This is a genomic window from Salinivibrio sharmensis (assembly GCF_001995985.1).
In the GTDB taxonomy this organism is placed as follows: domain Bacteria; phylum Pseudomonadota; class Gammaproteobacteria; order Enterobacterales; family Vibrionaceae; genus Salinivibrio; species Salinivibrio sharmensis.
Map to the genome: position 1 here is coordinate 115,339 of NZ_MUFC01000003.1, position 23,443 is coordinate 138,781.

The 23,443-nt window shown below is 50.4% G+C and carries 19 protein-coding genes and 1 tRNA gene; 3 read left to right on the top strand and 17 right to left on the bottom strand.

What is annotated here, in order from left to right; translation table 11 throughout:
* Nucleotides 1–28: 28 nt before the first annotated feature.
* From menH to BZG74_RS04055, 3 genes are read right to left on the bottom strand one after another with little or no spacing between them, the layout of a single operon-like run.
* Entirely contained in the window at nucleotides 29–808 is a 780-nt protein-coding gene (gene menH, locus BZG74_RS04045; RefSeq protein WP_077771457.1) for a 2-succinyl-6-hydroxy-2,4-cyclohexadiene-1-carboxylate synthase, read from the bottom strand.
* Complete coding sequence (gene menD / locus BZG74_RS04050; protein ID WP_077771458.1) at nucleotides 801–2,567, bottom strand: 2-succinyl-5-enolpyruvyl-6-hydroxy-3-cyclohexene-1-carboxylic-acid synthase; 1,767 nt, start codon at nucleotides 2,565–2,567, stop codon at nucleotides 801–803. The genes menH and menD overlap by 8 nt, the downstream gene beginning before the upstream one ends.
* Nucleotides 2,567–3,865, bottom strand: coding sequence for an isochorismate synthase (locus BZG74_RS04055; protein WP_101494654.1), 1,299 nt, complete (start codon nucleotides 3,863–3,865; stop codon nucleotides 2,567–2,569). The genes menD and BZG74_RS04055 overlap by 1 nt, the downstream gene beginning before the upstream one ends.
* A 271-nt stretch (nucleotides 3,866–4,136) precedes the next feature.
* Between BZG74_RS04055 and BZG74_RS04060 the strand changes: the two genes are divergently transcribed.
* Nucleotides 4,137–5,357, top strand: a complete 1,221-nt coding sequence (locus BZG74_RS04060; protein WP_077771459.1) for a pyridoxal phosphate-dependent aminotransferase — start codon at nucleotides 4,137–4,139, stop codon at nucleotides 5,355–5,357.
* A 46-nt stretch (nucleotides 5,358–5,403) separates the two neighbouring features.
* Complete coding sequence (locus BZG74_RS04065; protein ID WP_235605704.1) at nucleotides 5,404–6,045, top strand: tRNA-uridine aminocarboxypropyltransferase; 642 nt, start codon at nucleotides 5,404–5,406, stop codon at nucleotides 6,043–6,045.
* A 66-nt stretch (nucleotides 6,046–6,111) separates the two neighbouring features.
* Here BZG74_RS04065 and BZG74_RS04070 read toward each other — a convergent pair whose 3' ends face one another.
* The 10 genes from BZG74_RS04070 to BZG74_RS04115 form a co-directional block, all read right to left on the bottom strand.
* On the bottom strand, nucleotides 6,112–7,470 hold the full coding sequence (locus tag BZG74_RS04070; protein ID WP_077771460.1) for an anti-phage deoxyguanosine triphosphatase: 1,359 nt from the start codon (nucleotides 7,468–7,470) through the stop codon (nucleotides 6,112–6,114).
* Nucleotides 7,457–8,059 (bottom strand): 5'-deoxynucleotidase, encoded by a 603-nt coding sequence (gene yfbR / locus BZG74_RS04075; protein ID WP_077771461.1) that lies wholly within the window; start codon nucleotides 8,057–8,059, stop codon nucleotides 7,457–7,459. Before yfbR ends, BZG74_RS04070 begins: the two co-directional genes overlap by 14 nt.
* 107 nt (nucleotides 8,060–8,166) lie before the next feature.
* Entirely contained in the window at nucleotides 8,167–8,469 is a 303-nt protein-coding gene (locus tag BZG74_RS04080) for a ComEA family DNA-binding protein (protein WP_077771462.1), read from the bottom strand.
* A 161-nt stretch (nucleotides 8,470–8,630) separates the two neighbouring features.
* Nucleotides 8,631–10,511: a peptidylprolyl isomerase gene (gene ppiD, locus BZG74_RS04085; protein WP_077771463.1), complete on the bottom strand. Its 1,881-nt coding sequence runs from the start codon at nucleotides 10,509–10,511 to the stop codon at nucleotides 8,631–8,633.
* Nucleotides 10,512–10,680: 169 nt separating this feature from the next.
* Nucleotides 10,681–10,956 (bottom strand): HU family DNA-binding protein, encoded by a 276-nt coding sequence (locus tag BZG74_RS04090; RefSeq protein WP_077771464.1) that lies wholly within the window; start codon nucleotides 10,954–10,956, stop codon nucleotides 10,681–10,683.
* Between the two features lie 188 nt (nucleotides 10,957–11,144).
* On the bottom strand, nucleotides 11,145–13,517 hold the full coding sequence (gene lon / locus BZG74_RS04095) for an endopeptidase La (RefSeq protein ID WP_077771465.1): 2,373 nt from the start codon (nucleotides 13,515–13,517) through the stop codon (nucleotides 11,145–11,147).
* Nucleotides 13,518–13,655: 138 nt separating this feature from the next.
* The gene (clpX, locus tag BZG74_RS04100; protein ID WP_069362055.1) at nucleotides 13,656–14,933 is read right to left on the bottom strand and encodes an ATP-dependent protease ATP-binding subunit ClpX; all 1,278 of its coding nucleotides are present in this window, start codon (nucleotides 14,931–14,933) and stop codon (nucleotides 13,656–13,658) included.
* Nucleotides 14,934–15,078: 145 nt separating this feature from the next.
* The gene (gene clpP, locus BZG74_RS04105; RefSeq protein ID WP_077771466.1) at nucleotides 15,079–15,702 is read right to left on the bottom strand and encodes an ATP-dependent Clp endopeptidase proteolytic subunit ClpP; all 624 of its coding nucleotides are present in this window, start codon (nucleotides 15,700–15,702) and stop codon (nucleotides 15,079–15,081) included.
* Nucleotides 15,703–15,980: 278 nt separating this feature from the next.
* Nucleotides 15,981–17,285, bottom strand: coding sequence for a trigger factor (tig, locus tag BZG74_RS04110; protein ID WP_077771467.1), 1,305 nt, complete (start codon nucleotides 17,283–17,285; stop codon nucleotides 15,981–15,983).
* 337 nt (nucleotides 17,286–17,622) lie between these two features.
* Nucleotides 17,623–17,699 (bottom strand) — tRNA-Arg (locus BZG74_RS04115).
* A gap of 312 nt (nucleotides 17,700–18,011) precedes the next feature.
* Here BZG74_RS04115 and folD point away from each other — a divergent pair.
* On the top strand, nucleotides 18,012–18,872 hold the full coding sequence (folD, locus tag BZG74_RS04120; protein WP_077771468.1) for a bifunctional methylenetetrahydrofolate dehydrogenase/methenyltetrahydrofolate cyclohydrolase FolD: 861 nt from the start codon (nucleotides 18,012–18,014) through the stop codon (nucleotides 18,870–18,872).
* Nucleotides 18,873–18,903: 31 nt separating this feature from the next.
* Here folD and BZG74_RS04125 read toward each other — a convergent pair whose 3' ends face one another.
* From BZG74_RS04125 to BZG74_RS04140, 4 genes are all read right to left on the bottom strand, one after another.
* Entirely contained in the window at nucleotides 18,904–20,145 is a 1,242-nt protein-coding gene (locus BZG74_RS04125; RefSeq protein WP_077771469.1) for a response regulator, read from the bottom strand.
* Nucleotides 20,146–20,361: 216 nt separating this feature from the next.
* Entirely contained in the window at nucleotides 20,362–21,585 is a 1,224-nt protein-coding gene (locus tag BZG74_RS04130) for a GGDEF domain-containing response regulator (RefSeq protein ID WP_235605705.1), read from the bottom strand.
* A 79-nt stretch (nucleotides 21,586–21,664) separates the two neighbouring features.
* The gene (gene rfaH / locus BZG74_RS04135; protein ID WP_077771471.1) at nucleotides 21,665–22,165 is read right to left on the bottom strand and encodes a transcription/translation regulatory transformer protein RfaH; all 501 of its coding nucleotides are present in this window, start codon (nucleotides 22,163–22,165) and stop codon (nucleotides 21,665–21,667) included.
* A gap of 154 nt (nucleotides 22,166–22,319) precedes the next feature.
* The gene (locus BZG74_RS04140; protein WP_077771472.1) at nucleotides 22,320–23,375 is read right to left on the bottom strand and encodes a response regulator; all 1,056 of its coding nucleotides are present in this window, start codon (nucleotides 23,373–23,375) and stop codon (nucleotides 22,320–22,322) included.
* Nucleotides 23,376–23,443 lie beyond the last annotated feature (68 nt).

Consider the following 23,443-nt stretch of genomic DNA (forward strand, 5'->3'; position numbering starts at 1 on the left):
GGACAAGGCCCGTCATAAAGATAAAAAGTCAGGCGAGCGCGTGACTTTGCGTCAGTACCTGCACAAATCTATCTGGGTTTTCAACATGGCTGTTGTGCCCCGCTCCTTCTATCGACGTGGCGGGGATGCCAGTGTGTTGCCATAGTGAATGTGCAAGTGAGGTAAATTTGTTGTCGTGCTCTCCACAAAGGTAGTCAATCGTGACGCCTTGTCGAAAGGCTTCACCCAACCCCGCGCGTAAATTGGCCTGGCGACCCAAGGAGGTCGCCATCAGCATTTTCGCCACGGCAGGGCCATGATTATCACGACGCGCCGCGACAAGATTGGCCCGCTGCGCATCGGTTAATGAATGAAACACCGGTTGTCGATACCATTCGGCTAATACCACATCCATTGCTTGATGAGCGAAACGTTCCGCCCAGTTTCTATCGTGCTCAAGCCGCTGCTTACATTGGTTGGAATCCATCAAACCTGGGTGACCTGCCTCCAAGAAGACCGCGCGCCAGATGCTGGGTTGGGTGCAGACAAGATGCATGGCAAGGCGCGCGCCGAGCGAGTATCCAACTAAACACGCCCTTTGGTGCCCCCACACCTGATGACACGTTTGCCGTATTGCTGCCACAGCAGTGGCAAAGTTAACGGCTTGATAGTTCACACTGCCACCATGACCAGGCAGATCAATGCACAGCCAATGACAATGGCACATTTTATCCGTCACCGTGCGCCAATCTTCTCCGCTGCCTAAAAAGCCATGGAGAAACACCACTTTCTTTCCATGCCGATCGCCGCCTTGCTGGTAACTAAGCATGTGTCCCCCTGGCTGCCATGGCAGCTAAGCACTCGCTGAGTGCCTGTCCCGCTTCTCCGGCCGGTGTCACCACTTCAATCACATCGGCGCCGGGGGTGGTGAGTGCCTGATTCACGCTTCGCACGAGATCATGGGCGGTAGCGGGTCGATGGAAACCCAAAGAGAATTGTGCCGCGATGTGTTCAAACCCGAGATCATGCGGCATCCGGTAGTAGGTATCACAAAGGGTTTGATCAACCGGCAGCGCATCAAAAATGCCACCGCCATTGTTATTCAGGATAAGGATGGCGGCCGGCGCAGACGTCTCCCGCCATAATGCAAGGCTATTAAGATCGTAAAGTGCACTGGTATCACCCAGCACCACCAACATCGGATGAGCACGACCTCGCTGCACCCCAGCAGCGCAGGCGAGTAAACCATCAATGCCCGACGCTCCCCGATTGGCAAACACTCGATGGCCGGAAAGATCAGACCATATATCGGCTAAGCGGATCGCTAGGCTATTACCGATAAAAATATCTGCATGTTTGGGAAGCAAAGCAGGGAGCTGTTGAAACACGCTATGCTCCGACAATGCCTTGTGGGAAAAGGTTGTGGCAGCCTGCTGCATCTGATAGTTGGCTTCTCGTATCAAAGTCTGCTGCCATGTCTTGACGCTATCAATACCCTCGCCAGGTGCCGAGTAAGCGTTAGCCACTGACTCAGCCAACTCCTGGAGCCAAAGCAACCAATGAGGGGGCGGCACAACAAATTGCTCTAAAGACAGATGGTTAGGGTCAAGTGCCTGCGAGTGTTCGGTCAGCAACCAATAATGGGCAGTGCTTTGCGCGAGCCATTGGCTAAGACGCTTAGATACTAAGCGCCCACCCAGCTGAATCACCCATTGGGCTTGATTCAACTGCTGGAAAAGATCCGAATGATTAAGCCAAAGATCGTAACCGGGCGCGCTACTTGCCACCCCTGATTGGGGATCGGCCAGAACAATGGCATGAAGAGACTGTGCCACTTGCTCTACCACAGAAGCAACGCCCTCCGGTACCGCACCTAGGACAATCACGGTTCGTGGATATCCATCAACTTTCTGCCCAAAAGACGGTAAATCCGGTACAGAAACACGATGCCCATGATGATGGTGGTGGATATAAGGCTTATCACTTTGCCACCAGCGCGCGATAGGTGCTCGCACTCTTTCCTCTTCGACCATATCGCGTTCGCCATAAAAGGGCTCTCGAAATGGGCAATTAATATGCACGCTTCCGCCCTGCTCTGCTTGGCGAGCAAGTAGCTGATCCACTCTGGTGAGTAACGCCGGCAAAGGGAGCTCAGCGGTCGGTGCCGGAAGCGCCAATTCCGCGGTCACATGGGACGAAAACAGGCCTGATTGGGTAATCGCTTGATTCGCGCCACAATCGATTAATTCAAACGGGCGGTCAGCAGAAAGAATCACTAACGGTTCACCGGTTAAACCACTTTCCACCACAGCAGGCAGCAAGTTTGCCACCGCGGTCCCTGAGGTCACGATCACAGCGATAGGCTCTCGGACACTCTTGGCCAAACCAAGGGCAAGGTAACCTAGCCCGCGCTCATCAAAGTGACGGTGGATTGTCACCGAACGTTGGGGATGCTGACTTTGTTTCACCGCGGCCAGCGTCAACGGTGTGGAACGTGAACCGGGCGCGACACAAATATGCCTGATGCCTAGGCGCGATAGTTCTTCTATCACAACCTCTGCCCAGGTGTGTGTGAGAGAAAGCGACATTAGCAGGCTCCGAGTCTGATGGCGTCTTTTTCAGGCACCGTGCAAGCAGGCAAACACTGACGGAGAGTCGTGAGCTTATTGTCCAGCTCTTGCCACTCAGCATCCGGATCCGACCCAGGGACAATACCGGCGCCGGCATATAAGTCCACGGTATTCTCGGTCACTTGGGCACTGCGTATCGCCACACAAAATTGGCTTTCACGCTGAGACAGATAACCGACCGCACCGCTATAACGGCCACGTGCGATGCCTTGCTCGGCTAAAAAGGTGCGCGCGTTTTCACGCGGCAAACCGGCCACCGCGGCGGTGGGCTGTAAGGCACTGAGCAGCACAGCATCATCGACACCTGGCCCGATGATGGCGCTGATACGACGACGTAAATGCTGAAGATGGCGAAGTACAATCAGATGCGGTTCAGGGTCAACCGTAATGGTTAAGGCATGACGGCGAAGCCCGGCGAAAATATCGTCCACCACCAGCTGATTCTCGTGCACGTTTTTCGTGTCACTTAATAGCCACTCGCCAAGATGGTGATCTTCACTAAAGCTTGCGCCACGACGAACTGTCCCTGCCACCGCTTCTGTGGTCACACGACAATCGCGGCGGCGGTATAGCCGCTCTGGGGTTGAACCAACAAACGCGTCATCAGGACTCGTCGAAAAAAGAAAGTGAAAACTCTCGACATTGTGTTGTTGGCTGTGATTTAAAAGCTGTCCTGCGCTCAACGGTGCATCAAGCGTTAGCCGCGTTTGGCGCGCCAGTACGACTTTTTTGAGCGGCGTCTGCGCCATTTGTGTTAATGCACAGCGCACTGATTGACACCATTGGTGATGGTTGGGGGTGTGCGTTTCATCGCGCACTACCGTTTGCCCTGCCGCCAAAGGACGGCCTTGCCAAATCACCTGATTAAGTACCGCTTGACTGTCGCACTCTGCAGTAAGGTTGATGCTCAATTGCCACTGATGATCACGCCTAATTAGCTCCACCACCGGCAAGAAAAAATCTCCTCTTCCGGGGGCATCATCAAAGGCCACACAGCCCCAAATGCGCTGGTCAGGCAACAGACTGGCTTGGGCCGCTTGTAGCTGAGAAAACTGACGGCCAGCGCCCAGTACCAATACTTCTTCACGACCATCGCGTGATTGCCAATAAGTCTTCGGGTAAACAGGCTGTGCATCCAACCAAGCAACGGGCGACAAATCACCTGGCCAAGTAAACGCCATGGTCAATTGTGCAGGCGCTTGACTGATCGCTACTTGGCTTTGTAAATGATTAGCCGCTTGAATCAAGGTAGTCACGACATCCTCCAACCGCCTAGGCGGCAGTGCTCTTTGCAAGTCAATCCGTACTCTTTTTATGTAGCACGTTATTCTTGCTTGTCAGTCTACCTGTGAGCGTCTTTTGCGAATATGCGCTAGATCAGTTATCTGTCAAACTTGGTCGATTTTTTTGTTCCATTCCTGGCAGTGAAACTTTATCTGCCCAAGTCTTTCGAATTGGCAAACAAATAGTGTAAGTTACCAAAAAAGCCTAATAACAATTTTCACCTTTTTATTTACAGGAACGTTAATGCAACCTATTGGAATGTCCGCCAAGCTGGATGATGTCTGCTACGACATTCGCGGTCCAGTGATGAAAGAAGCGAAACGCCTCGAAGAAGAGGGCCACCGCATTCTTAAACTGAATATCGGTAACCCTGCTCCGTTTGGCTTTGATGCCCCTGATGAGATCTTGGTGGATGTGATCCGAAACCTCCCCACCTCGCAAGGATATTGCGATTCAAAAGGGCTCTATTCCGCCCGTAAAGCCGTGGTGCAGCACTACCAAAAGCGCGGCTTGATGGACTTAGACGTTGAAGACGTCTATTTGGGCAACGGTGCCTCCGAGCTTATCGTGATGGCCATGCAAGCGCTGCTTAATAATGGCGACGAGTTACTGGTGCCCTCACCCGACTATCCACTTTGGACGGCAGCAGCATCTTTATCTGGTGGCAAGCCTGTCCATTACCTTTGCGATGAAGAGTCGGACTGGTATCCAGACTTAGACGATATCAAACGTAAAATCACCCCCAGCACCCGGGGGATTGTCCTGATTAATCCCAATAACCCGACAGGGGCTGTCTATAGCCGCGACTTTTTGTTGCAAGTGGTGGAGATCGCGCGCCAGCATAATCTGATCATTTTTGCGGACGAAATCTACGACAAAATTCTCTATGATGGCGCGCAACACTACTCCATCGCCACCTTGGCGCCAGATGTGCTGTGTCTGACCTTCAACGGTTTATCCAAAGCCTACCGGGTTTGCGGGTTTCGCGCCGGTTGGATGCTGGTAACCGGCCCCAAACAACACGCACGCGGTTACATAGAAGGCCTTGAGATGCTGGCATCAATGCGGCTTTGTGCCAATGTCCCGATGCAGCATGCGATTCAAACCGCCTTGGGGGGATACCAGAGCATCAATGAGCTTATCTTACCCGGCGGTCGGTTGCTGGAGCAGCGCGACAAAGCCTATGAGCTTATCAACCAAATTCCTGGGGTGAGTTGTAAAAAGCCGAAAGGGGCGCTCTATCTCTTCCCGAAAATCGACACCAAGCGCTACAACATCCATAACGATGAAAAGCTCATGCTCGATTTCCTGTTGCAAGAGAAAGTGCTTATGGTCCATGGCACTGGCTTTAATTGGCACCAACCTGATCACTTCCGGCTTGTCACTTTGCCACGCGTCGATGACTTGGAGATGGCTATCAGTCGCTTTGAACGCTTTCTAAGCGGATACAGCCAAGAGGGCTAATCACGTACCTTTAGATAACGCAAGCACGTGCGACACGGCTTGCGTTATGTTATTGATCACCGTATTCGGTTATAGCGCCTTTATTCGTATGTCTCGATACTGCTCTTACTGCCATAAAGCCCATGCCATTTGCATTTGCGATGCCATCACCAAGATTGATAATCCCAATCCCGTGATCCTGCTTCAGCACCCTGATGAAGTCTCGCACCCAAAGAACAGTGCCTGCCTGCTGAGCCTTTCGCTACAACATTGCGTCACCTTAGTCGGAGAAGATTTTAGCCAGCATCCTCAGCTGAATGCGTTATTGGCGGACCCTGACATCACGTATGCCGTGCTCTACCCCGGTGAAAACGCGATGGCACTCAGTGAAATGACGGCCCGAGATGCAAATGCCAAGCAAGGGATTATTTTGCTGGATGGGACCTGGAAAAAAGCCTACAAAATATATCAGTTATCTACCAATTTACAGGTACTTCCGAGTATCAGTATTGACGCCTGTGCGCCAAGCCACTATCAGATCCGTAAAAGCCGAAAGCCCGGGGCGCTTTCCACCCTCGAGGCCGGCTATATGGCACTGAGTCAGCTGGAGGGCAATGCCAAACGCTATCAGCCTTTGCTCGATAGCTTCGACACCATGATTGCCCGCCAACTCGCCTTCCTGCCCGATGCGCGCAAACGCTGCGACTGAGCACGCAAGGTACTTGTTATCTTGCTCGTGGGGGCTAAACCATCAACCTTTTCGCTCTGCCCATGGCTAACGAATCGCGTACAGCGGGCCATTACTGGCAGCGGTAAACATGGTGCTGTGGAGCTTTTGCGCAAAGCTGTCGGTCATCGACGACAGGTAATCAGCAATCACTCGCATCCCTGATTGGCCGTTTGCTCGAGCGGCCAGCCAATCGCGTCGATAGTCGGTTGGCAACAAACGCTCGGGATCAGACGCAAAGGCATCAAACAACTCCATCACCAACTGCTGGCCTTTGTACTCCACCACCTGTAACTCCGGCTGTTTAACCACAAACTCACTGACAAAGCGCTTTAGCACCTCCAAAACACCGGCCATTACCTCGGTTAAATAGGCATTCCACGCCAATAGCGGAGAGATAAAACTGTGGGTGCCATCTTGATTGGTTGGCGCGATCTCCACGGAGGTCAATAACGTATTGACGAGGGCGCCAATCGCGTCTTTACGCTCGTACGGGGGGCCGAACATTTGCTCACTCAATTCACCAATATTGGCCTCGAGCCATGGGTCACCACACTCTGCCAAATGGCTTGCAACTGACTCTTGCCATTGCTCACGGGTGACCAAGCCCATCACGATGGCGTCCTCCAGATCATGGACGCCATAAGCAATATCATCGGCCAGTTCCATGATGGAGCAATCGATTGATTTATAGCGTGTTTTACGGTGTTGGTCCGCTGACGTATTCTCTCGGAACGCTAAAAACAGCGCGCGATCTGCCTCACTTAACGGACTCAGAACCCAGTCTCGCCGACCTTTATCATCATCATAGATCCCTTTAGCAGGCTGCCAATCTCGCGCTTTAAGATGACGAAAATCATTAACGGGTGCTGGCTGGCTTCCCTTGTGTGCAGTATTGATTAATGCCGGATACTTCATCACACCCAGTAAGGTACGGCGTGCCAAATTCATCCCATGATGCTGCGTGTAAGGCTCAAGCAGCGTGACAATGCGAAAGGTTTGCGCATTCCCCTCAAACCCACCTTCATTGCGCATCATGTAATTCAATGCGATTTCACCGCCATGCCCATAAGGCGGATGGCCAATATCATGTGCCAAGCACAAGCTTTCCATCAAGCCGGTCGACGGAAGCAGAGGGCGAAATGCTGGTTGTTTCTCTTTGAGCTGCGCGACAATGCCGGTACCAATTTGCGAGACCTCAAGCGAGTGGGTTAACCGAGTCCGATAAAAGTCGCTGTGCTCGGCACCGAGCACCTGGGTTTTTGCTTGCAAGCGTCGAAAGGCAGCTGAGTGCAGAATCCGCGCACGATCGCGTTGGTACGCCGTGCGTTTATCATGACGACGCTTTTTCTGCTCGTTTGTCATCTGGCGAATTTGCCAGGCGTCAGACAGGTCAAAATCCATCATCACTGATCTCATCCAACGACAGTGTAAAACTATCCACAAAAGTGGCCATAAAGTAATCGCTCGCCGGGGAACGCCTTTTTTCTAACGATGCTTCCAGCCGCTTCTTGGCTTGCTCAAACTCATGGTTACCTGCAGCAATCTCTTCCAAGCATTTCAAATAGGCACACAGGGTGTCGGCCTGTTTAACCAGTTGGTAATCATCCGGCGCGATGTGGTCGGAGTCAATCAGTCCGATATATTCTTCTTGCAGCTCAGGGGGAAGCATGGCGATCAGTTTTTTCTCGGCCATCTTCTCAATTTTTTTGTACTCGCCAGCAATCGAAGGATTGAAGTACTTGACTGGGGTAGGCAAATCACCCGTGATCACCTCACTGCAATCATGAAACATGGCTAACACCGCGATACGTTCCGGTTGGTAGTTGCCATTGAAACGCTTGTTATTGATTAACGCTAACGCATGCGCCACAAAGGCAACCTGTAAGCTGTGTTCAGAGATGTTTTCGGCGGAAACATTGCGCATCAGCGGCCAACGGTAAATTAGCTTCATTCGCGCAAGGTGGGCAAAAAAGTGGCTTTGTTTTTGAGTCATCGCATCCTGCTACCTTACTACACGTCGTTTTCATTGTGTGCATTCAAGCCAGCAGACACAAGTATTATTCGCGCAAAGCACAATGAGCGGCTTTGCGCGAGCATCCTTTACACTTTGATGCGATCCCGGTTTTTATCTAAAGTCGACGCACCAATGCCCTTCACCTCCATCAAGGCCTCTGGCGAGCTAAACTCACCATGATCTTGGCGATATTCAATAATGGCCTTTGCTTTTGCAGGACCAATCCCACTCAATTGTTCTGACAGCTGCTGCTCACTTGCGGTGTTGATATTCACTGAAAGACGCTCAACTTGCTCCGCCGCTTGCGCGGTGTTTTCGTCAGCACTCCACGCCACCGGGGCGGTGATTAGCACCATGGTGAATAACAGACAGGATAAAAGGTATTTCATGGTTGACTCCTTGTAGAAATGTCAGCCTTACCCTAAGTCCACGCGCCCCTATTTGCATGTAAGCTATAAAAGAAAAACGACGCAGGACAAAGTCCTAGCGCCGTTTTTCTTACTCAAGCAAAGAGGGTGCGAGAGAGATCGAACTCCTGCTACGCACTTGCTTACTGGTTATCTGACTCCGCGTAAGTCACATCCACCTCTTCGCGCAACGCTTGTAAGGTTGCAGACAATGACATGTTACTCATCGCGCGTTGAACACGCGCCGCCATCTGGCTTTGCGGGCTAATGTCAGGCACTTCAGGCTCAATAACCTTATCTAGTGCCACCACGACCACATCACCCTCGCGGTTTTGCGTAACGCCATAACTTGCCGCATCAGATTCAGGCTGTGGCAGAGAGAACGCCAATTCGGCTACTGCTTGTTGCTGAGACACACGGTTGAGTGTGATCGGCGCACTGAAGGTGTAATCACTGCCTGCCAACTCACCTGTTTGCTCAAGCTGGGCAATCAAGTCTCCAGCGGTTTGTTTTGCTTGCTCTTGGCCTTTCTCGGCGGCGAGTGTTTCACGAACTTGGTCTTTCACTTCCGCAAAGCTAAGCTGTTTTTCCGGCTTCACATCATCAAGGCGTACAACAATCGCATGCTCACCAGACAATTCAATCAACTCTGAGTTGAGCCCGTTTTCACGAACGTCATAGCTGTCAAGTGCTTGCTGAATTTGAGGGCGGGCCATTAACCCCGTTGCAGCATCCAAGGCAAAGTAGTCAGTGTATTGCACGTCACTGTTTATCGCGGCCGCGGCTGGCCCAAGGCCATTGGCTTCCTCAAAAGCGACTTCAGCCAGTGTGGTAGACTGCGCGTAGAAACGATCCGCCGCACGCGCTTGTTGCAGTTCAGTACGAATATCGTCTTTTACCTCTGCAAGTGGTGTCACATCCGCCAGATCAATATCATCCAAACGAATAATATGATAACCAAAGTCAGATTGAACCAGCCCAGAAATATCACCTTTCTCTGACAGCGCATACGCGGCTTTCTCGAACGCCGGATCCATCACATCAGGTTCAATCCAATCGAGTGATCCGCCCTGCTCAGCACTGAAGGTATCATCAGACACCTCTTTCGCCAGCGCAGTAAATGCTTCGCCTTGGTTCAGGCGCTCTAGCACTTGCTCAGCTTTGGCTTTGGCCTCTTCACCGGTCCCTTCGATCAAGATATGGCTGACTTTGCGACGCTCTTGCGAGCCATATTGGGATTGGTTCTCTTGATAATACGCTTCGATGTCTTGATCAGAGATTTGAATGTCACTGGCCAGCCCTTCGCCTGTGAGCTCCACATAAGCGACTTTGACCATGCGAGGCTGGATATAATCGTCTCGGTTAGCTTGATAGTATGCTTCCAGCTCATCGTCCGTTAGCGATACCTGCTCGGCAAAATCATCCACTGGGAGCGTGATGGTGCGCACTTGGCGGCTTTGCGCCTCTAGGCGATACAAATTCTCTAACTCACTGGGCAAGACAAAGCCTGAGCCTTGTAGGCCATTAACCAGCTGCTGACGCATTAAGTCTGTGCGCATATAATTGGCAAATTCATCGGCACTCATACCCGTCTGGCGCAGAGCGGCCTGATAACGATCGTTATTAAACTGCCCGCCTTGACGAAACTGTGGCATCGCACGAATAGCCGCTTTGACCTGCGCATCACTCACGCGCAAACCGAGTTCGCTAGCCGCCTGCTCTAACAGCAAGTCATTGATCATTCGATCTAAGATGTTTTGACGAAAACGCTTCACATACTCTGGGTTGCCCAGCAGTTGGTTAAACTGCTCTCCGGCTTGTTGCTGCATACGAGCACGTTCGTTTTGATAAGCTCGATCGAGCTCTGCACGGCTGATTTCTTTATCACCGACGGTTGCAGCGGGCGGGTTGGAACCGCCTGCCAGATAGCTGCCGACACCGGCAAAAGCAAAGGAAAAGATGATAAGGCTTAAAATGATCTTCACCGCAAGACTATTGGTGCCTTCGCGTATACGTTCCATCATAACTGGCCGGTACTCCAACTGGTTTGGGCTGGTTGTCTTTCAACTAAAAAGGCGCATCATGTGATGCGCCTTTACGCTCTTGTGTGCCGAATTATACGCGGTTGTTAGTGGCTTTGCAGCTCCAACGCCCCGTCAAACGCGAATAATTCGGCAGCGAGTCACGTGATCATTACTCGTTAACGGCGTCTTTTAACGCTTTACCTGCTTTAAAGCCAGGCACTTTGGCCGCTGCGATATCGATTTCAGCGCCCGTTTGTGGGTTACGGCCCTTGCGTGCGGCGCGTTCGCGTACAGAGAAGGTGCCAAAGCCCACTAGCGCGACCTGGTCACCTGACTTCAATGTGTTAGACACCGCCTCGACGAAGGCATCCAATGCACGGTTTGCTGAGGCCTTAGAAATATCCGCACCTTCTGCAATATGATCAATCAGTTCCGACTTATTCACTTTTTCATCCCCTTAGATTACATCTCCGCAAACCTATCAATGTTGCGGTATTCAATAACAGACGCTTTGTCGACGAAAGACGTTGAAAGCGCGCTTGCCCGCCCCATGCAGGCAATGCGTCAGAGCAACGTTAGCGAGCAAAAAAAACGCTGACAAGCCTTTTACTGCCTGTCAGCGTTTTACGTTGCTTAATTTTGCTGCATGTCACTCTTTTCGGCGTTAACCAGCTCAATACCGAGCGGATTATTCTCTAACGCAATGGTTAAAACTTCATCAATCCAACGCACTGGGTGAATCGATAAGTCCTCTTTGACGTTGGCAGGAATATCCTCCAAATCACGCTCGTTTTCTTTTGGGATAACGACTGTTTTTATGCCACCGCGACGTGCCGCGAGTAGCTTTTCTTTCAAGCCACCAATCGGGAGCACTTCACCACGTAGGGTGATCTCACCAGTCATTGCCACATCAGAGCGGACAGAGTTACCGGTTAAGCTTGAGACCAAGGCAGTACACATCGCGATGCCCGCACTTGGGCCATCTTTGGGCGTTGCGCCTTCTGGGACGTGGACATGAATATCACGCTTCTCGTAAAAGTCGCTATTGATACCCAGCTTCTCAGCACGGCTACGCACCACGGTCATCGCCGCTTGCACTGATTCTTGCATCACATCGCCCAGCGAGCCTGTGTGCGTCAGTTTGCCTTTACCTGGCATTGCTTCAGTCTCGATAGTGAGCAAATCGCCACCCACTTCGGTCCAGGCAAGCCCAGTCACTTGACCCACTCGGTTTTGCTCATCCGCTTTACCATAATCAAAGCGGCGGACGCCTAAGTAATCTTGCAGGTTCTCATCCGTCACCGTCACTTGCTTGAGCTCGCTATTAAGCAGAATTTCTTTGACCGTCTTGCGACACAGCTTAGAAATTTCTCGCTCAAGGTTACGTACGCCCGCTTCGCGTGTGTAATAACGAATAATGCCGATGATTGCCGAATCTTCTATCGTGATCTCATGCGGTTTCAAGCCATTGCGCGCCACTTGCTTGTCAATCAAATGTTGCTTAGCAATGTTGAGCTTCTCGTCCTCGGTATAACCAGAAAGGCGGATCACTTCCATCCGATCCAGCAATGGGCCAGGGATATTCATCGAGTTAGACGTGGCCACGAACATCACATCTGAAAGATCGTAGTCAACCTCTAGATAGTGGTCGTTAAACGCATTGTTTTGCTCAGGGTCAAGAACCTCAAGCAACGCCGATGAAGGGTCACCGCGCATGTCAGACGACACCTTATCGATTTCATCGAGAAGGAACAGTGGGTTTCGCACTCCCACTTTAGACATCTTCTGAATCAGCTTGCCGGGCAATGAGCCGATATAAGTCCGTCGATGACCACGGATTTCCGCTTCATCACGCACACCACCCAATGCCATACGGGTATATTTACGCCCGGTGGCACGCGCAATAGACTGGCCTAGCGAGGTTTTACCCACCCCTGGCGGCCCCACTAAGCAAAGAATCGGACCTTTCAGCTTCTTCATCCGGTTCTGTACCGCGAGGTATTCCAAGATGCGGTCTTTGACACGCTCAAGCCCGTAGTGATCGGCGTTCAAGACTTCTTCCGCCCGGGCTAAGTTTTTCTTCACTTTTGAGCGCTTCGCCCACGGCACGCTGATCATCCAATCGATATAGCTGCGAACCACGGTGGCTTCCGCCGACATCGGAGACATCATTTTTAGCTTCTGCAGCTCTTGCTCGGTTTTTTCCCGAGCTTCCTGCGGCATTTTTGACTCTTCGATTTTTTGCTTCAGCGCTTCAAACTCATCCGGCGCATCATCCAGCTCACCCAGCTCTTTCTGAATGGCTTTCATTTGCTCGTTGAGATAATACTCGCGCTGGCTTTTTTCCATTTGCTTTTTGACGCGTCCACGAATGCGCTTCTCGACCTGGAGTAAGTCAATCTCAGACTCCATCATGGTCATCAAGTATTCAAGACGCTCGGAAATATCGACGATTTCCAACACATTTTGCTTGTCTTCAAGCTTGAGCGGCATGTGGGCGGCAATGGTATCAGCAAGGCGCGCAGCCTCTTCAATGCCGTTTAACGACGTCAGCACTTCCGGCGGGATTTTTTTGTTTAGCTTGATAAAGCCTTCAAACTGACTGATCGCAGTACGGACGAGGACTTCTTGTTCACGCTCATCCAAGCTCGGCGTGGTCAAATACTCCGCTTGAGCGGTAAAGAAATCATCTTCACTAAACTGATCGATGCGCGCACGCTGCATCCCTTCAACCAGGACTTTAACCGTACCGTCTGGAAGTTTAAGAAGCTGGAGGATGGTTGCCACCGTACCAACGGTGTATAAATCTGAGATACTTGGATCATCAGTTGCCGCATCTTTTTGCGCAACCAGTAGAATCTGTTTGTCATTGTCCATCGCCGCTTCAAGGCAGCGTATCGACTTTTCCCTTCCCACGAAAAGCGGGATCACCATGTGAGGATAAACCACCACATCCCGAAGTGGCAGCACCGGAATGTCAATGCGCTCGGAACGCTCCAAGTTCATATGCTTCTCTCTTCCGTTCAATCTGATTATGAGTATATGGGGTCTGTTGGACAGGTTTCAACGGCTCAACCGTCAGAAAATAAAAAAGGGAGTTGTCACTCCCTTTTTCTATCTCGCTGATAACCTTATGTAACGATCTTACTCGCCACCGGCTGCTTGATTATCAGTGTGTTCATACATCAGTAGAGGTGCAGACTCGCCTCGGATCACTGAATCATCGATCACCACTTTGCTCACGTCTTTCATCGACGGCAGATCGTACATGGTATCCAACAACACAGCTTCAACAATCGAGCGTAGACCTCGTGCACCGGTTTTCCGTTCCATCGCTTTTTTGGCGATAGCCCTCAGTGCGTCGTCTCGGAACTCAAGCTCAACACCGTCTAGCTCAAGCAAGGCACCATACTGCTTCGTGAGTGCGTTCTTAGGTTCACGTAGAATTTGCACCAAGGCGTCTTCGTCAAGCTCTCTCAACACCGCGGTGACGGGTAGACGCCCGATAAATTCAGGGATCAAGCCGTACTTCACCATGTCTTCAGGCTCAACTTTGCCAAAGAACTCGTCGGCTGAGCGATCGGTCGCCCCTTTGACCTGCGCACCAAAGCCAATGCCAGAGCCTGTGTCGACACGCTGCTCAACCACTTTATCGAGCCCAGCAAACGCACCACCGCAGATGAACAGAATTTTCGATGTGTCCACTTGCAAGAATTCTTGCTGTGGATGCTTACGTCCCCCTTGGGGTGGAATCGAAGCCACTGTCCCTTCTACCAGCTTCAGCAACGCTTGCTGCACCCCTTCCCCGGAGACGTCTCGGGTAATGGATGGGTTATCGGATTTACGAGAGACCTTATCAATCTCATCGATGTACACGATACCGCGTTCTGCTTTGGCAACATCGTAATCGCACTTTTGCAGCAGCTTCTGGATGATATTTTCGACGTCTTCACCCACATAACCGGCCTCGGTCAAGGTGGTGGCATCCGCCATAGTAAATGGCACATCCAAAAAGCGCGCTAACGTCTCAGCCAGCAATGTCTTACCACTACCTGTAGGGCCAATAAGCAGGATGTTACTCTTGCCTAGCTCCACGCCATCTGCGCTTTTGTCGCCGTTTCGCAAGCGTTTGTAGTGGTTGTATACTGCAACCGAGAGCACTTTTTTCGCTTGCTCTTGGCCAATGACATAATCGTCAAGGTGTGCACGAATTTCACTTGGCGCGGGCAAGGTATCTCCCTCGCGCTTCGGCATCACTTCTTTGATTTCTTCGCGGATAATGTCATTACACAGGTCAACACACTCATCACAAATGTAGACCGATGGCCCGGCAATTAACTTACGAACTTCGTGTTGGCTCTTACCACAGAATGAGCAGTAAAGCAGCTTTCCGCTTCCACCGTCTTTTCGCTTGTCTGTCATTCGCTAACCTCTTTGGGGCATTTGCCCGTCGTTGCCTTATGTTGAGTTTACAACAAATCGGCCACTTTTTCCGACCCAACAACCAACAAGCTTTGCGTTTGTCCACAAAGCTCGCTCGATTTCGATGTCCTACGACATCGTGGGTTTAGTCTCGTTGACTCAATACGGCGTCAACCAAGCCATAGTCCACCGCTTCTTGTGCCGCCATGAAGTTATCACGGTCGGTGTCACGCTCAATCACTTCCATTGGTTGGCCTGTGTGTTCAGCCAACAGGGTGTTGAGGCGGTGTTTGGTTTTAATCATTTCTTGGGCATGAATTTCAATATCAGACGCCTGGCCTTGGAAGCCTCCCAGCGGTTGGTGAATCATCACCCGTGAATTCGGTAGGCAATAACGTTTGCCTTTCGCGCCACCTGCCAACAGGAACGACCCCATTGAGCACGCCTGGCCAGTACACAGGGTGCTGACATCCGGCTTGATAAACTGCATGGTGTCATAAATTGCCATCCCCGCAGTCACCACACCACCTGGCGAGTTGATGTACAGGTAAATGTCTTTTTCTGGATTCTCTGACTCTAAGAACAGCATCTGCGCCACAATCAAATTTGCCATTTGATCTTCCACTTGCCCAGTGAGGAAGATGATGCGTTCTTTTAGCAGGCGAGAGTAAATATCGTAAGAGCGCTCACCGCGCGAGGTTTGTTCCACCACCATAGGGACAAGGGCGTCCATAATTGGCGGCATGGCATTATTGTGTTGATGGCTCATAGCGTAATATCCCTAATCGAATTCGTTATAACTCTTGCCTTAACCAAGGTTTAGCACAAAACGCTGTAACAGGTCACTAAAATCTTAAATCGATGAACGCAGCTTAATGATCCAACGAGATTTTTTGTGGCTAAACGTCTCTCACTATCGACAAACACGTGCACGGCAAGTGCTAACCAGTAGATGGAAAAAATGGCCCAAATGACAAGTCATTAGGGCCATTGTAAGCAAATCCATTTACGCAGTGTCAATGCGACACAAACGTTTTTTAACCTTGATTAAGCTTGCTGAGAAGCATTCATCAGGTCACTGAAGCCGACTTCAGCTTCGGTGACAGTGGCTTTTGCTAGCAGCGCATCGATGGCTTGCTCTTCAAGCGCAACGTTACGCATGTTTTCCATCAGCTTCTCGTCTTTCTCATAGTAAGCGACAACTTCTGATGGGTCTTCATACGCAGATGCCATCTCTTCGATCAGTGCTTTAACACGCTCATCATCCGCTTCAAGCTCTTCTGACTTGATCACTTCGCCCAGCAGCAGACCAACACTTACACGGCGTTTGGCTTGCTCTTCAAATAGCTCACGTGGTAGCTGAGAAGCGCTGTCCATGTTGCCACCAAAGCGTTGTGCCGCTTGCTGGCGCAAGGTGCCAATTTCTTGCTCAATCAGCGCTGAAGGTACGTCGATTTGGTTTTGCTCAACCAAGCCATCAAGTACCTGCTCTTTTACCTTGTTTTTGATCGCTTGCTTGAGTTCGCGATCCATGTTTTTACGCACTTCTGCTTTCAGGCCTTCTACGCTGCCATCAGCAATGCCAAAGCGCTGAACAAACTCTTCAGTCAGCTCTGGTAGCTCTTGTTCTTCCACTGTATGCAGTTTAATCGCGAACTGTGCTGCTTTACCTTTCAGGTTCTCAGCGTGGTAGTCTTCTGGGAAGTTCACATCGATAGTGAATTCTTCACCTGCTTTTTTACCCACAAGGCCGTCTTCAAAGCCTGGGATCATGCGACCTTGGCCCATTTCTAGCTGGAAGCCTTCGGCTTTACCGCCTTCAAACTCTTCACCGTCGATGGTGCCAACAAAGTCCAAGGTGACACGGCTGTTCTCTTTCGCTTCACCGTCTGCTTCTACCCAGCTTGCTTGTTGCTTACGCAGAGTATTCAGCATTTCGTCCACATCGCTTTCTTGCACTTCGGCTTTTGGCTTCTCAACGCTAATCGCGTCTAGACCTTGAAGCTCCACTTCTGGGTACACTTCAAAATCCGCTTTAAAGACCAAATCTTGGCCTGCTTCGTTTTCAACCGGTGTAAAGCTTGGCGCCCCTGCTGGGTTCACTTTTTCTTGAATCATGGCTTCGATGAAGTGACGCTGCATCACTTCGCCCAGCACGTCTTGGCGTACTGTGTCACCGTACATGCGTGACACCATCTTCAATGGAACTTTACCTTTACGGAAACCATCAAAACGACGATTCTTAGCGATATTGCGTAGCTCTTTAGTGACTGCGTCATCAATGTTGGCAGCAGGCACTGTGATGGTCATTTGGCGCTTAAGGCCTTCGGTGGTTTCAACGGTAACTTGCATTATAAATTTAACCTCAAATTTACTCAGGGGTACTGAGTGATGTATACCAGTTTTACTGGTGGCATCATCTGAGCTATGAATCCGTCATAGCCCCTGCGAATCCGGATACACGCAACTGGCGTATCGAGCTATCTCATCCGAGACTGAAAATTAAGACGCGCTATTATAGCGGCACCCGTCAACTGAGTCGAGACAAGGGGCGACCGATGGCGTTTCAATATCAAAATTGGGGTGATATCTCACAATTCAACCGCGTAGGATCACAGTTTTTACGGTTTTATGTGCGTTTGGTTATTTTCAGAGCAATTCGGTGAGAAAAACGGGAAAGGAAGCGAAATGGCGCGCCCTACAGGATTCGAACCTGTGACCCACGGCTTAGAAGGCCGTTGCTCTATCCAACTGAGCTAAGGGCGCACTGTCTTTACGCAGCGTGGATTATAAAGCGACGTTAGGCGTCGTCAACGCTTTTCCCTAAAATCTTGACGTGGTTGCTCAAAACCACATCATTTACTGGCTATGTCTTCATGCCACGCGGTGAGGCGAGAGCGCTTAGTATGTTCTATTGGTGTTTCAGTCCAGCAAAAAAAGCATCGTGCGAGCATGAGGGCTTATTGCTTCTTTTTGCCTTCCCACTCATTAAACTGCATTAGCAAACGTTTGCGTAATAGCTTTTAGATGCGTTTTTTGTCACACTATTGCCAACATTGCTTTAGCCAAAGGATAGTTATGGCCGCACAACTCATTGATGGAAAGCTGATCGCGCAAACCGTGCGTCGGGAGGTTGCCGCTCGCGTCTCCGCACGTACTCAAGCTGGGCGCAGAGCCCCCGGATTGGCGGTAATTTTGGTCGGAGACGACCCCGCCTCACAGGTTTATGTTGGCAGTAAACGCCGTGTCTGCGATGAAGTCGGGTTTGTGTCACGGTCTTACGACCTCTCTGCTTCATGCTCTCAACAAGAGTTGCTATCACTCATTGACACCTTGAATGACGATGACAGCATTGATGGGATTCTCGTCCAACTGCCCTTACCTGCAGGGATTGATGCCACATCCGTATTGGAGCGCATCCGCCCAGACAAAGATGTCGATGGGTTTCACCCCTACAATGTCGGTCGCTTATGTCAACGAATGCCAACCCTGCGCTCTTGCACACCAAAAGGGATTATTACCCTCCTAGACCGCTATAATGTGCCTCTTCGTGGTAGACATGCTGTGGTTGTGGGTGCCTCCAATATTGTTGGCCGCCCGATGACGTTAGAGCTTTTGTTAGCAGGCTGTACAACCACTACTTGCCACCGTTTCACCCAGGATTTAGAAGCCCATGTTCGACAAGCCGATGTGCTGGTTGTGGCGGTCGGTAAGCCTAAGTTTATCCCTGGCGATTGGATCAAGCCCGGCGCCATTGTGATTGATGTGGGCATTAACCGCATGGAAAACGGCAAGCTTATCGGCGACATCGAATATGAGCTCGCCTATGAAAAGGCTAGCCATATTACCCCTGTCCCAGGTGGCGTGGGCCCTATGACTGTCGCGACCTTGATTGAAAATACGCTCATGGCCTGTGAGCAATACCACGATAGTCACTAGCATAAGAGAGGGTCAAACTGGCCCTCTTTTTTCAGGATACTAAATCCGTTTGGCTATCTTGGATGAGCTGGTTTCGTCCACCAGCCTTAGCTTGGTACAAACACCTATCCGCGCGCTGAACAAGTTCATCAATGCGGGCATCGGCATGGACCATCCCTATACTGATGGTGATTGAAAACGCTTTATCGTAGGGTGACCAAACGGTCTTTTCCAACTCTTCCCGCATCGCCTCAAGTCGGCGCACAAAGCCCAGCTCGTCATTGCCATAGAGGATACAGAATTCCTCGCCACCGAAACGAGCGACCATGCCCTCCGGAAAATAGCGTTTCATCATCTTTGCCAGCTCAATCAGCGTAATATCGCCGATATGATGACCAAATTGATCATTGATCTTTTTAAAATGATCGACGTCGATCAACGCTAAACTCCGCGGCCCCTTGTGTGAACGTGTGTGAGGGTGCTCGAAAAAGTAACGTCGATTCCACACTTGGGTTAAATAATCCGTGTTGGCCATATTGAATAGGCGACGCTCAGTATCGAGCGCATTCAGTGTGCTGTGCAAGCGACAATAAAATTCCTCTTGGTTAAACGGTTTGGCCAAAAAGTCATTCGCACCCGCTTTTAAAAATCGCGCCGTTAAGCTGGGATCTTCCTCACCCGATAAGCCTATAATTGCCAACTGGCCGTCTGTTTTCAGTTTGCGTAATGCCTTAACCACACTCACGCCATCCATTTCTGGCATGGTGTAATCGGTAATCACCAAAGAAATTCGCTTATCACGCCGCACCATAGCTAATGCCTCTTGACCATTTTGTGCCTCAAGGACATTGAGGTATTGCCGCTCTAATAAGCTGCGCACGTAACGACGTGCCGTCAGCGAATCATCAACAACTAACACATGGTGCTGATGGTTCTTTTCCAGGCGGTTGAGTAACGGCGCTATCGATGACACGCACGAGGGACTATCTTTAGGGATGTAATCAATCACGGTTTTGGCTAGCACACGCTCTCGAGTCCGTGCATCCATCATCGCAGTGAGTACAATCACTTTTATATCCAATGACAAACAAACATCAATGATTTCACCGTCCTGCCCATCGGGCAGGCAATAGTCGAGGATAGCGCAAAGAAAGTCAGTCTCTTGGTTGAGAATCGTCTCTGCTTGTTCGATTGAGTTTGCTATACATGGGATGTATCCGGCCTTTCGTATCTCGGCTTCAAGTAACCGCCTGAAAGGTCGACTATCTTCCACAACCAACACTTTATATTCCATCTGCAACGCACCACGTCTTCACGTAAATTTTGCGCGGCAAAGCGCGCAACGGGGCAAGAATCGGTACAGGTTAAGGGCAACACGTCGCGCATAGATAGAAACTGCGCAAAATTCTCACCCCTGATACACATCTCGCAGGATTTTGACGCAAAACCGTATCAATATGGCTACTTTTTTACTCAAAAAGACAAAAAATAAAGACAAAAAGAAAGGTTGTTAGTTTTGAGAAACAACCAATTGGTTTCGACCAGATGCTTTAGCTTGATACAAGGCTTGATCTGCCATTTGTAAAAGCTGTGGCACGGTTGTCGCTTGAGCGTCTACCCCTATACTCACCGTAATGTTAAGCGTTTGCCCTAACACTCGGATAGGATTAGCGGCGATAGCTTGACGATAGCGCTCTAACGATTGTTTAAACGTGGTTAAATCACGGCAGGATAAGACACAAAATTCTTCACCGCCCAAGCGCGCAACCATATCTTCCGGGCAGTAATCTGCGAGTCTATGAGCCACTTCTACTAGGACATCATCACCCACATGGTGGCCAAATTCATCATTAACGCGTTTAAAGTAGTCTATATCGATGATAGCTAACTGTTTAGGCTCTTCAGTCGCTAACTGCTCACACCGTTCAAAGAAATATCGGCGGTTCCAAAGCTGAGTCAGGAAATCCGTGTTCGCTAATTTAAATAGCCGCCATTCGGTATCGATGGCATTTAAGCAGCTATGAACGCGACAAAAAAACTCTTCCTGATTAAACGGTTTGGGGAGGTAATCATTGGCACCTGCCTTGAGAAAGCGTGCCGTCAACGCCCCATCATTGTGCCCAGACAAACCAATGATCGCCTGTGAACACTCGGTATCTTTCTTACGAAGCGCATACACAAGCTGAAGGCCATCCATTTTGGGCATTTCGTAATCAGTAATAATCAGCGATATATCTGGCGTTCTTTCCAGCACGTCAAGTGCCTGCTCACCATTTTCAGCCTCCAATACGGTTAGATACTGACGCGCTAACAACGCAGAGATGCGTTTACGTATCGAGGCTGAGTCATCAACCACCAGCACGCGGTGTCCTTGATTGTCAGCCAATCGCTTAATGAGTCGGCACACTGCATCAATACAATGGCTACTGTCTTTGGGGATATAATCGATAATGGGCTTTGATAATATCTCATCACGCGTTTTCTCTGTTTGCGAGGCAGTGAGGACAACCACTTTCAGCCCGGCGGCTAAACAGAGATCGATGACTTCGCCGTGGTGTGCATCCGGCAAATTATAGTCGAGGATCGCACAGAGAAAGGTTGTGTGATGATCTAGCACATCCCTCGTTTCTGCTAGGCAGGTACAGGTCTTAGTGGCAAAACCCGCTTTTCTCACCTGTTGTTCAGCCAGCATGCGAAAAGACCGGCTGTCTTCAACGATAAGTACCGGCTCCAACGACTGCCTCCCCATTTAAAGCTACACTTTGACGAGTGTAGCAGCCAAACAGGGAGATAGCGCTAACTAGGAGGTAATGTTAACTAGAGGCGCTGATATCGGCGTTATTGATACAAAGTTCAGTTTGCTTGCTAAGTATATTTATCAGCAAAATACAGCGCTTCTCGCCGTCTTTTTCTTTGAAGATCGCTTCCGTGCCAGCAAACTGCCCCTGCTCAATCATCACTGACTGTCCGGGCTTGAACCCTTGATAGAGTGCGTCACGCTGTTCGTCACAGTCTTCCACCATCATCAGCTGTTGGATCAACGCCAAGTCGACCTTGATCGGGTACGCGCCTTGGCGAACGAAATCAACCACACCACGTGTGGAACGCACACTGGTATATTGCACGAGGTCGGGATCAAAGCAGACAAAAATATAGTTGGGGAAGAGCGGCTCTTCAACGTGCTGACACTTGCCACGGCGCAACTTTTCCACCGTCACGGTCGGGTAGTAACAATCAACGCCTTGGCGCTTTAAATTTTGTTCTGCACGTTGCTGTTCCGCGCGCTTACAATAAAGTAGATACCAATGTTTCATGTCGTTCTGTCCCTGATGTCTATCGACAGTGGCAACCTGTCCAGAGCCACGTGAGTATACGGATGTTAAGTCCGCACAGCAACAAGGGCGAGCGCTAATCGCAGCCACTCACCTTTGCATAGGGTTAACGATTCGACATGGTATCGCTGAGTTATTAGGCGATTTTTTGAATATCGACGCTGAAACTGTTCAAGCCAACTTCATTCAACGACACACGCGCATCACCTGATTGAAGATCGACACTTTGAAACTGGCTCGAGAAGGCATCGCGCCCCAACCAATGATCACTGTGAACAAGGCTTGTCGCTCCACAGCTATCGACCGTGGCTTTTACCCCCGCCGGTAAAATATCAAGCTGATTGTCGGCGGTGTTTAACACACCGAACATCGCACGAACCGGCGATGTGTAGGCTGAGGCTCGAATCGCATCCTCGATCCGTTTTACCAAGGTGAGAAACCCCCTCTCATTAACATCACCTGAGCGGACGAAATCATTAAAAAACGCACGGATCATTAAGGTGGTCGCGGTGCCGTCTTCCTCTGCAGAGGCAGAGTCGACCACATAAAATGCCATTTTCCCGCCCATCAACCACGCATAATCCAGCACAATGGGATTGGCATCTGCCGATTGCAGTGAGTGATAAGAAAGACGCCACGCACCTTGTTGCGAGTCGGGCTCTGGCATCAGCCCCATTAATAATTCACGTGCGCTACCTGGGTTGTGGCGTAACGCATCAAGGTGCCATTTGAGTTCCGTCTCTGACGCACCGCGATCTGTATCTTCGCTCACCTTAAACCATTGCTGACTAAAATCATCGCTGGCGTGTACATCGTCGTTCGCATCATCAACCACCGCCTCAATGGCTTTTTTAACCACGTTGATATCTTCGATCGGTTTGATCAAAAAGTCTTTTACCCCAAAGCGAAGCGCTTGGGCAACGTCAGCCATCCCTCCGGTACCAGAGATCACAATCATAGGTAGCATTGGATACTCGAGGCTCACCTCCTCAACGAACTCTAAGCCTGTCATCACCGGCATCGACAGATCACTAATCAATAGGTCAGGAATCGACTTTCGCAGCGCTTGCAACCCTTCTAAACCATTTTCGACTTCACGAACTACCGCTCCCTCTCTCTCGAGAAAAGACGCAATCATCCGACTGAAGACGGGATCATCCTCGACGATTAAAATCTCTTTATTATGCAACACGACGCTCTCCTCCAGGACTGCAAAGCAGCGGCTGTTTCATTCTCACTGCACTAATCGTAGTTGAATTC

Excerpts from the sequence above, each read along its gene's own strand:
- BZG74_RS04080 (WP_077771462.1), bottom strand. The coding sequence starts at position 8,469 with ATGAAATACCTTTTATCCTGTCTGTTATTCACCATGGTGCTAATCACC.
- rfaH (WP_077771471.1), bottom strand. The coding sequence starts at position 22,165 with ATGAAACATTGGTATCTACTTTATTGTAAGCGCGCGGAACAGCAACGT.
- menD (WP_077771458.1), bottom strand. The coding sequence starts at position 2,567 with ATGTCGCTTTCTCTCACACACACCTGGGCAGAGGTTGTGATAGAAGAA.
- lon (WP_077771465.1), bottom strand. The coding sequence starts at position 13,517 with ATGAACTTGGAGCGTTCCGAGCGCATTGACATTCCGGTGCTGCCACTT.
- BZG74_RS04125 (WP_077771469.1), bottom strand. The coding sequence starts at position 20,145 with ATGGAATATAAAGTGTTGGTTGTGGAAGATAGTCGACCTTTCAGGCGG.
- clpP (WP_077771466.1), bottom strand. The coding sequence starts at position 15,702 with ATGAGCCATCAACACAATAATGCCATGCCGCCAATTATGGACGCCCTT.
- BZG74_RS04070 (WP_077771460.1), bottom strand. The coding sequence starts at position 7,470 with ATGATGGATTTTGACCTGTCTGACGCCTGGCAAATTCGCCAGATGACA.
- clpX (WP_069362055.1), bottom strand. The coding sequence starts at position 14,933 with ATGACAGACAAGCGAAAAGACGGTGGAAGCGGAAAGCTGCTTTACTGC.
- menH (WP_077771457.1), bottom strand. The coding sequence starts at position 808 with ATGCTTAGTTACCAGCAAGGCGGCGATCGGCATGGAAAGAAAGTGGTG.
- yfbR (WP_077771461.1), bottom strand. The coding sequence starts at position 8,059 with ATGACTCAAAAACAAAGCCACTTTTTTGCCCACCTTGCGCGAATGAAG.
- BZG74_RS04060 (WP_077771459.1), top strand. The coding sequence starts at position 4,137 with ATGCAACCTATTGGAATGTCCGCCAAGCTGGATGATGTCTGCTACGAC.
- tig (WP_077771467.1), bottom strand. The coding sequence starts at position 17,285 with ATGCAAGTTACCGTTGAAACCACCGAAGGCCTTAAGCGCCAAATGACC.
- BZG74_RS04065 (WP_235605704.1), top strand. The coding sequence starts at position 5,404 with ATGTTATTGATCACCGTATTCGGTTATAGCGCCTTTATTCGTATGTCT.
- folD (WP_077771468.1), top strand. The coding sequence starts at position 18,012 with ATGGCCGCACAACTCATTGATGGAAAGCTGATCGCGCAAACCGTGCGT.
- ppiD (WP_077771463.1), bottom strand. The coding sequence starts at position 10,511 with ATGATGGAACGTATACGCGAAGGCACCAATAGTCTTGCGGTGAAGATC.